The sequence below is a fragment of the Paenibacillus xylanivorans genome (genome assembly GCF_001280595.1).
Lineage (GTDB): Bacteria > Bacillota > Bacilli > Paenibacillales > Paenibacillaceae > Paenibacillus > Paenibacillus xylanivorans.
The window spans coordinates 76,746-86,428 of sequence record NZ_LITU01000029.1 but is presented as its reverse complement, the minus strand read 5'-3'; the positions used below and the strand labels follow the sequence as shown (position 1 = coordinate 86,428).

The 9,683-nt window shown below is 40.5% G+C and carries 9 protein-coding genes and 2 pseudogenes; 3 read left to right on the top strand and 8 right to left on the bottom strand.

Translation table 11 applies throughout. From position 1 onward, the window contains the following. Both AMS66_RS31520 and AMS66_RS03065 read left to right on the top strand, forming a co-directional pair. Positions 1 to 439, top strand: a pseudogene (locus AMS66_RS31520) (MFS transporter); the annotation flags it as partial. 175 nt (positions 440 to 614) lie between these two features. Then, on the top strand, positions 615 to 1,325 hold the full coding sequence (locus AMS66_RS03065; protein ID WP_236703133.1) for a DUF421 domain-containing protein: 711 nt from the start codon (positions 615 to 617) through the stop codon (positions 1,323 to 1,325). Between the two features lie 193 nt (positions 1,326 to 1,518). On the opposite strand, the gene arsC is transcribed toward AMS66_RS03065, so the two are convergent. The 5 genes from arsC to AMS66_RS03040 form a co-directional block, all read right to left on the bottom strand. Beyond that, complete coding sequence (gene arsC / locus AMS66_RS03060) at positions 1,519 to 1,938, bottom strand: arsenate reductase (thioredoxin) (RefSeq protein ID WP_053779453.1); 420 nt, start codon at positions 1,936 to 1,938, stop codon at positions 1,519 to 1,521. Positions 1,939 to 1,966: 28 nt separating this feature from the next. Next, a complete protein-coding gene (locus tag AMS66_RS03055; RefSeq protein WP_053779389.1) occupies positions 1,967 to 3,262 on the bottom strand; it encodes an arsenical efflux pump membrane protein ArsB in 1,296 nt (431 codons plus the stop codon). A gap of 71 nt (positions 3,263 to 3,333) precedes the next feature. After that, entirely contained in the window at positions 3,334 to 3,660 is a 327-nt protein-coding gene (locus tag AMS66_RS03050) for an ArsR/SmtB family transcription factor (RefSeq protein WP_053779388.1), read from the bottom strand. Between the two features lie 145 nt (positions 3,661 to 3,805). Then, positions 3,806 to 5,206, bottom strand: coding sequence for an NAD(P)-binding domain-containing protein (locus AMS66_RS03045; RefSeq protein WP_053779387.1), 1,401 nt, complete (start codon positions 5,204 to 5,206; stop codon positions 3,806 to 3,808). 78 nt (positions 5,207 to 5,284) lie between these two features. Further along, positions 5,285 to 5,731 carry a MarR family winged helix-turn-helix transcriptional regulator gene (locus AMS66_RS03040; protein WP_053779452.1) on the bottom strand — a complete coding sequence of 149 codons (447 nt, stop codon included), beginning with the start codon at positions 5,729 to 5,731 and terminating at the stop codon, positions 5,285 to 5,287. Positions 5,732 to 6,183: 452 nt separating this feature from the next. Here AMS66_RS03040 and AMS66_RS33385 point away from each other — a divergent pair, with 452 nt between their 5' ends. Next, a complete protein-coding gene (locus AMS66_RS33385) occupies positions 6,184 to 7,047 on the top strand; it encodes a cupredoxin domain-containing protein (RefSeq protein ID WP_236703131.1) in 864 nt (287 codons plus the stop codon). A 231-nt stretch (positions 7,048 to 7,278) separates the two neighbouring features. Here AMS66_RS33385 and AMS66_RS03030 read toward each other — a convergent pair whose 3' ends face one another. From AMS66_RS03030 to AMS66_RS31515, 3 genes and pseudogenes are all read right to left on the bottom strand, one after another. Beyond that, positions 7,279 to 8,346 carry an ABC transporter substrate-binding protein gene (locus tag AMS66_RS03030; RefSeq protein WP_053779386.1) on the bottom strand — a complete coding sequence of 356 codons (1,068 nt, stop codon included), beginning with the start codon at positions 8,344 to 8,346 and terminating at the stop codon, positions 7,279 to 7,281. A 320-nt stretch (positions 8,347 to 8,666) separates the two neighbouring features. Next, positions 8,667 to 9,233, bottom strand: coding sequence for an LOG family protein (locus AMS66_RS03025; protein WP_053779385.1), 567 nt, complete (start codon positions 9,231 to 9,233; stop codon positions 8,667 to 8,669). Between the two features lie 229 nt (positions 9,234 to 9,462). Further along, a pseudogene (locus tag AMS66_RS31515) lies at positions 9,463 to 9,683 on the bottom strand (RCC1 domain-containing protein); the annotation flags it as partial.

Sequence of the window (9,683 nt, the reverse complement as noted above, 5' to 3'; positions counted from 1 at the left end):
TAATCACTTTAATCGTTGGAGCTATTGCCCTGATGCGTATGTTCGGTATGGCAATGGTCATGATGCCTATTATGACAAACGGCCTTAATCAATTGCCAACACGCTTAAATCCACATGGTACGGCTGTTAACAATACAGCTCAGCAAGTGTCCGGTTCAATTGGTACGGCTATTCTGATTACGATTATGAATTCTGTGACAACGCTGAAGATTTGATGACTGGTGTTGATCCAACAACCCTGACAGCAGCCAATAAAGCTTTATTAACCCAAGAAGCGTTATTAGCCGGAATCCAATATTCATTCTATATCGCACTTGGCATTAATATTGTCGCATTAATATTAGTTTTCTTCATTAAACATGCGGAAGTAAGTGATGAACGTTTCGAGACGTCAAAAAATCAACAAGGTAAGACTGAAACAAAAACCGCGGTAAATTAATGAAGAGCATTTGATCAAATATAGTATAAATAATACTATGGAGCTTACTATCTTTAAGATAGTAAGCTCCATTTTTTTCTTCCCCTTAAAGGTACATGTTGTTCTGTATGTTTTCAATTTAATTGACCGGGTAAATATTCATCAAAGATTTGTTCTTTTGGGAGGTTATATCAATATGTTAATGGGATTAACCATCAAACTAGTGATTAGCTTTTTTGGGCTATGGGCCATCACTTTTATTACTGGTAGGAAAACGCTCAGCCAACTTACACCACTAGACTTCCTATCTTCATTAGTATTAAGTGAGATTGTAGGGAATACGCTTTATGATGATCAGGTAAAGGTATCTCAACTCCTATATGCATTGGCAGTCTGGAGTGCCCTCTCTTACCTTTTTGAGAAAATAACAACCCGATTTGTAAAATTAGGCTATGTTGCAGAAGGGCGGGTTGCACTTTTAATTGATAATGGAGAGGTCAATCAGAGCTTGATCAAGAAATATGATATTGAGTTTAAACAATTGCTTTCCATGCTTCGAAAACAAAATGTTTTTTCGCTTCAAGAGGTCAAACATGCCGTCTTAGAAACAGACGGGTCTCTGTCCGTCCTTCGCAAACCTGAATATGAACCACCATCTGCCCAAGATCTGGGCCTCGAAGTACATTCCGATAGTTTCGCTATTACAGTGATTGATAAAGGGGAATTACTGAAAATGTCGATGAGAGGAATGCAAATTGATACGGATAAGGTAAGAATCGAGATGCAAAAACAGGGATATGACAATATTAAGGATATAGCTTACGCAGAGTATAACGAAGATGGCACGCTTTATATCATACCGAGAAGGAGAAAGAAAAACCGAACTATAATTAGAAATATGAGATGAACCTTAACTTTTCCATTTACCTAAAGAGCTCCATTAAGTCCATTCCTGTCCTATTAGATTTATTGAGAACCACAACATTTAAGCACAAAACGATAATAGACCTGTAGCCGTTTAATAGGTACAGGTTGTTTAAACTAAAAAATGTTATCCTCACAAATATGAAAATCCGGGAAAGGACTCCCGGTTTTTTGTGTTATTTGCCCGTTTCAGCAAAAGTCTTGATTCGCTCCCCAATCTGGTCACGAACCCTTTGGAATACAACCCATTTCTCTTTTTCTGTACCTTCCGCCTTCGCGGGATCATCGAATCCCCAGTGTTCTCTCTTCACTTGTGGAGGGGTCATCGGACATTTATCTGCCGCATCCCCGCATAATGTGACGACGAAATCTGCACTGTTCAGTAGCTCGGAGTCAATGATGTCCGAAGTCTGGCTTGAAATATCTATACCTACTTCCTTCATCGCTTCCACTGCTTTTGGATTCAAACCGTGGGCTTCAATTCCTGCGCTATAAATGTTCCAGTCCTCACTCAGATATTTCTTAGCCCAGCCTTCGGCCATTTGGCTCCGACACGAGTTGCCTGTGCATAGGAAATAAAGTGTTTTTTTGCTCATGTTCATCGTCTTCTCCTCGTAGTTTGAATTATAGAATGCTTAACCACAGATATAGACCCATTAGCGTAATAAGCAGAGTCGGAACTGTGATAATGATACCTGTCTTAAAGTAGGTGCCCCATGAAATCTTGACGCCTTTGGTGCTGAGCACATGAAGCCAGAGCAGTGTTGCCAGTGAACCAATCGGTGTAATTTTGGGACCTAGATCCGAGCCAATAATATTGGCATAGATCAACGCCTCCCGAACGGTTCCCGTAGCGGTTGTTGCATCAATGGCGAGTGCATCAATCAAAACCGTAGGCATATTGTTCATTAGAGATGAAATGATCGCAGCAATAAAGCCCATACCAATCGTTGCGACAAACAATCCTTGATCTGCCACGGCCTGGATAACTACGGCCAGTAGATCCGTCAGACCCACATTCCGCAGACCATAGACTACGACATACATACCGATAGAGAAGAATACGATCGCCCAAGGCGCTTCCTTAACGACCTTTTTAGTCGATACAGCAGAGCTTCGAGAAGCCATAATCAGGAAGAATATAGCAACGACTCCTGCCACAATAGATACAGGCACACCAACAAATTCACTGCCTAAGTAACCGAAGAGCAGGATGCCAATTACAATCCATGACAAGCGGAACATCTTCAGATCGTTGATCGCTGTTACAGGTGCTTTCAGCTCACTGGCATCAAATCGTTTGGGAATGCTTTTCCTGAAAAAGAGATACAACACACCGATACTTGCAGTCAGTGAAAACAGATTCGGAATAAACATCTTTCCTACATACTCCATGAACGTAATACCGAAGAAATCGGCAGATACGATGTTTACTAGGTTACTTACAACCAGTGGCAATGAAGTTGTATCCGCAATAAATCCGCTGGCAATAATGAAGGGGAACACTTTTTTCTCATCAAAATTCAGTGCGCGTACCATAGCCAAAACAATTGGGGTGAGAATCAGTGCTCCTCCGTCATTGGCAAAGAAAGCAGAAACTACAGCTCCTAAGATTGAGACGTATACAAACATCCGAACACCTCTGCCATGAGCTGCCTTCGCCATATGTAAAGCTGCCCATTCGAAGAAACCAATACGATCCAAAATCAATGAGATGATAATAATGGCCACAAAAGCAAGCGTGGCGTTCCATACCATTTGCGTAACATCCCAAACATCCTGGAAATGAACTACGCCCACAAGTAACGCCAGAATTGCTCCGCCGCAAGCAGACCAGCCAATCGACAGATTTTTAGGTTGCCAGATCACGAGGACTAACGTTATCAAAAAGATCATACAAGCAAGAAAAGTAGAAAACAAACATATACCTCCGATCAAATCAATTACATTTACATAATCACATAACAATATGCTTATATATTGTCCAAATATTAATTACATACGGATGAAATGTTCTCTTTATTTAAAGACTTAAGAATGGCTGCAGAATCCGGCATAAATTCCAACACAGATTTAATATATGGTGTATCCTCTACATTCAAAGAGTAGTATACCCATTGTCCACGTTTATTCTCTTTGACCAGCCCTTGATCCTTTAACTTACGCAAATGCTGACTGACCCCAGGTTGTGACATGTCCAGAATGTCTACCAACTCACATACACACCATTCACGTTCTTTGAGGAGTGTAAGTATCGTCAGACGTGTCTTATCCCCCAGCAATTTTAACTTTTCCGATGCTTCTTGAATAGAATCCATATCACTTACCTCCTTCCATATATACATAAGCACATGCTTATATTATAATACAAAAGTCTAATTGTCAATTTTAAATCCCAAGTGACCTGAAAGTGTTGGTTTAAAGTTGAACCAACACTTTCAGGTCAATCAGACCTATTCTATATTAATTGGAACAAGATGAACTACAATCACTTGTTTGCTCGGCTACCTGTACTTGTGGACTATTCAGACTGCATACACCCGTTTCAGGTAGATCCAGTTCTACTTTTGTAGCTGCCTCCAGGTCACCTGCCAGAAAAGCAACCACTGATCGAACTTGTTCATATCCGGTAGCCATCAGGAAAGTTGGCGCACGTCCATAACTTTTCATCCCAACAATATACAATCCGTGTTCCATATGACGCAATTCCTTCTCCCCATGAGGACGAACAGTGCCGCAGCTATGAACATTCGGATCGATTAACGGAGCAAGAGTTGCCACACTTTCTGTGGTCGGGTCAATACTCAGCCGTAGCTCCCTCAGGAAGGACAAGTCAGGCCGACTTCCGGCATTCACAATGATCTCATCAATATGTGCGATCTCCTGTATCACGCCATGTTGCTCTCCGCTTATGGTAATCTGCTTCCCTTCCTGCTTCAGTTCCTGAATATGGAACGGTGTAACAACACTGATTTTTCCGGAATCCACCAGTTCATGAATACGACGTCCCAGTTCTCCTCGCGCTTCGAGCTGATCATTCGCTTCTCCGCCATATGCTTCCTCCACGTGATCTTTTCTCATAATCCAGGTCAGTGTCATACCGGAATTTAATTCTTGGAGCTTGGTAAGATCAAGTAATGTATTCAAGGCAGAGTGTCCGCTTCCTGCTACAGCAATATGTCTATCTATATAGCGCTCTCGATCTACCGCTAACACATCCGGAATGCCATAGAATATATGGTTACGAAGAGCTTGTTCCCCAAGAGTCAACACGCCGCTGGCGAGTACAGGGTTAGCATGCCCCCAAGTTCCTGAAGCATCAATGATAGCTCTCGCCTCATACCGCTTGGCCTTACCCTCTTCTTCAACGTAGATCATAAAGGGTTGTTTTTCTCGGCTCGCTGTTTTCATTTTATCTGTATTTTTGCGACTGATGCCCACAACACGTGAATTTAAATGAAGATTGGACTGAATCTCCGGAAGCTCTGCGAGCGGGAGTAAATACAGATCTCGAAGTTCATGCCCCGTAGGTAAATCGTCTGGAGCGGGGGCAATCCATCCTTTCTTGGTTAACAATCGTCCAGCCGCTTTATCCACGTTATACTGCCATGGTGAGAACAGACGAATATGGCCCCATTTGGAGATATTCTCTCCTACTTTAGTCCCCGCCTCAAGTATAATAAACGATTGATCTGCTTCGATCAGATGAGCCGCTGCTGCCAAACCAATAGGTCCTGCACCAATGATAACAACAGGTAGATGGGTTAACTCGCCTTGGATTAAAGGCTCCGGAGGAGAAACTTTCTTTTTCTCCAAAGTAGGTGCACAACAAGACTCAACTTGTTTGAATTCAGTGTTTTCCATATCAATGTACCTCCAGTATGTTTGAATATACTTGCATTTTGCAAGTATTTGGGCAGTGTAACGGGGTAATGAAGTTCATTACCCCAGCGGCGTACAACACATTTTCGATTTTAACATGCTCTCATTGAGCAATTTAATGGACTGCATGACGGTCTCCTTTTCCGTATCCGTCATGAAAGAAAAAACCTCATCCAGATGAGCATTCATCCGATGATCTATAGCCGTTGTTACAAACTCTCCTTCGTCTGTCAAACTAAGAATGTATACTCTTCGATCCTCGGGCAGTGGTGTTTTTTGAACCAGATTTTTCTTGATTAGGGTCTGTACTTGACGACTGAAGGTTGTGATATCCATGGCGAGCGTTTCGGCAATTTGTTGCATGGACGGCTCATGTTGATGGTCAATTTCGTATAGGATATGGCTCTGAATCAGAGATATTTCATGCTCTCCAACCGTGCAACAATTTTTATCCAGTAAGCCGAAACGACGGACCATAATTTGTAGTGGCTCTCTGGGATTTTGAATATCTGCCAACATGATCACCTCTTGGTCATCATTATAACCAAATTACTTGCAATTTGCAAATATATAATTAAAACGGCTATTATAAAACCTCCCTAACCCCCTCCAGTCACAATCCAGATCACTTCCGAAATTTATCCCTAATAATTATATATATTTTACATGTATTCTATAGAGAAAAGATAACTTCATCATCACTCATGATCTAACAAAAAGTCTGAGTGATTTTAGAGTTAAAAATTTAAAATATAAATCGATTTATATAAAGGGGTAACAACAAAATGTCAATTTATCTTCATACTATTGCGACAATCCCTTGACTTGTCTATGACAATAATCATGTTGTTATGATAATTCTGATATATTAATATATGGGGATGAATGATCTTGATCGTAATGTCAATGATTAGATAATTACTCGTCATTACTGTATGGATATTAGGAGGAATAAGATTGTGTTATTAGCGATATTAAGTATGCTTATGGTCATACTGTTTTCAGCATTCATTGTTCTAAAGACGTATAAGCGAAAAGAAAGACTTACAGGTATGCCTGGCATGATGATAGCTATGGCCGTTGGGATGATGTCAAGCCTTACACTTGGTATACAATTAGGCATTGTGTTTCCACGTGATTTAACAGTCCCCTCAGTTACCGCTATATTGTTCGGCTTGGGAGCTGGGTACTTCACTGGCAAACCTATCAGTCTATTGGCTGCTTTGGATGGTATGTTGGCAGGAATTATGGGTGGGATGATGGGCGCAATGCTTGGGGTAATGGTTGGTCCTTCCAATATCATGGTCTTATTTGTTGACATTCTATTTATTTTTATTTTGAGTGTTGCTCTTCAATTAGCGAATCAAGCAACTGATAATAATCCTAAAACAAATACAACTGGGATTGGTATACCGTTTATTGGAGGTATATTAACGGTTGCTTTTGGAATTGTAGCTGTGGGAACAACGTTATTTTTTCAATATCACCCGAATCAAACATCCGTAGTCCAATCCCAAGAATCACAGATTAAGAAAGATACTTCCCTTCAAGATAATTCAGGATATCAGATTGTTTCAGTCGATGTAAAATCAGATGGTTTTAGTCAAGAAAATATTGAATTAAAAGCTGGTGTTCCAACGAAAATAAATTTTATAAAACAAACAGGTTATACATGTATAAGAAGCGTTCAGTCTAAAGATTTAGGAATAGATGTTTATCTTGAAAAAGGAGATAACTTCATTACCTTAAATGATCTGAAACCTGGAACGTATGAATTCAATTGTGGAATGTACATGTATTATGGAACAATCACCGTAATATAAACGAGAACTGTAGGTTGAAAGATAAGAACTTGAATCATATAGCCTAAAATGACAATGCGACACCAGCCCTTTCCTTCCCGAATATGAAGTAGGAAGGGCTTTGCTCTGTTAATGTCCGCTCATACCTCCGGCCCAAATTAAAACGACAGCCCAGTAAATTACTGTTCTGTCGTTAAAATAAACATGATATTTATTTGATGTTGTGTGCCATAAGGTATATCAAATTTGCCATTACAAGTTCAGATCATCAGCGAGAGCTTCAACTCCTGTGAAGATAGAATCACCGTAGCCCCAGAAGTTGTTGAAATCAATAACGTAAATTTTCTTGTTCTTAATCGCGTTAATACTTTGCAATTGCTTGTTGGCTAGCAGCTTTTCAATTGTTTGTTCCGGATCAATACCGCCGGCGTATTTAGAAATAATCATGGCATCTGGATTGATCTCAATTAGTTTCTCCAAACTAAGCGTGCCTTCTTCGTTGATCAGCATATTATGTATATTTATTAATGACATTGCACTTTCAATAAACGTATCTCCAGTTCCGTTGTATACTCCAATTGTTCCATCACCATTATCAAAAAAAGATGCATAGTTGATCGTTTCAGTACTTGCTCGATCCGATAACGCTTTCTCGCGTGCTTTAAGCTGATCAATATATGCCGCTGCATTCGCTTGTACGTTAAATATTTTACCTAGCTCAGTAATATCCTGATATAGATTATCTAATTTTGCATCAGTAACACTCGTACTTTGTACAAACGTTTTGATACTCATTTCATTCAGACTGTTTACTGTACCAACGCCCCAGTCAGCATCCTCAAACAATCCACCACGCCCCATAACCAGGTCAGGTGAAGCGCCTATGGTCACTTCCTTACCTACATAACCTTCAGCCAGCACAGGGATTTTTTTAAACTCTTCAGCAATATCATCAGGTACATTGCCAAACAGCGCGGCCACTCCAACTATTTTGTCAGTCAACCCAAGACGGATCATTAATTCAGCCGCACCTTGTGTATTTGCAACAACTCGTTCAGGTGCCTTATCGAAGGTTTGTTCCTTTGCCACCCATGCGCCATTTTCAGTTGTATAGTTTGAAACGCTTAATGGGTACGTTGTTTGAGCAGCATCTGTTTTTTTCTCATCTGTTGAAGCATTCGTAGCGCTATCTGTCACTGCTTCGTGTGAGCTAGTGTTTGCATCTTTGCTGCTTCCATTACTACTGGAGCAGGCTGCAAGCACAAAAATAAGTGCAGTAATTAAACAAAGGATCGCTCCTTTTTTTACGGATAAAAACATTCAAAATCTCTCCCTTTTTAATTCATTTTTTTCTTTTTGGCCATTATGTATAATAGTCATTGTCAGTATACAGCAAATGTCGAATTACGTAAATGATAATGATAACTATTATCACTTTGAGTAAGGTTGCGAATTATAGAGAACCACACCACTATCTATTCCCTCGAGGCCGTCCGTTTCTAGTAACAACTCCTGACAAAGCAAAAAAAGCCGCTAAAATAGCGACTTTCAATGGAATCATAAACGATAGTCCTAGCTGGAACGTGCCGTCCTCGAACCTTCTACTCATCCGTTCGTTAAACGCCGTCGATATTGAGGTATTAATTATATTGACGGATCTCAGGCGGTGTATAAGCACTTATAAAGGTGTTAATTTCATCTAAAGAATCTGTAACAAGTATCTTTTGTCTATCTGCATTCGTTAAAAAACCTTCTGCCACCATCTTGTCATAAAATTGGCCGATTAGATCATAGAACCCGTTCACATTGTAGAAGATGCATGGATTGACATGCTGCCCAATTCTTCCCCACGAAATGACCTCTGTAATTTCTTCAAGTGTCCCCGGTCCACCAGGAAGTGCAATATAGCAATCTGCAAGTTCAATCATTTTAGCTTTTCTCTCATGCATGTTGGACACAATAATAATTTTGTTAAGTTGATCATGGGCTAGTTCTCTCGCTTGCAGAAAGGTAGGAATAACCCCAGTAACAATACCACTACGTTGAATCACAGTATCAGCGAGTACTCCCATTAATCCTGCTTTTCCGCCACCATAGACTAGTTCATGTTCCTGATCAACAATCCAGTTACCTATTTGAACGGCAGCTTTCTCGTAAATGGCATTGTTACCTTTACTTGCACCACAATATACCGCAATCCGTTTCAATTTAATTCCCCCGTCTATTCATATGTATTAAAAGATGGCTCTGAAAAACCGTTTATAGGTCAATTGAACAGAGCGTAATCTATGTTATCATAAAAAAGAAGGACTGTGCTAAATTATGATGAAGACAACTAACTGGAACAACTCCGCTACGTTTTATGTGTAACCCTGCCCCTAAAAGCATGCTTTGAACAACCTCAGGTCATGTGTGAGGCCTGTGTTTAGACGATCATCAAAAGCTGCAATCGGTACTGGGCAGTTGTAAGCCGTACCAACCGCTTACATCACATTGACCATATTCATTATCGCCCATAGCAACCACCGTGCCATCTGATTTAAGCCCGAGAGTATGAGCGCAACCCGCAGCTACCGCCACAATATCTCGCCAGCCATCTATATTGCATTGGTCATGCTTATTCCAACCCACGGCTACCACAGTTCCGTCTGATTTAA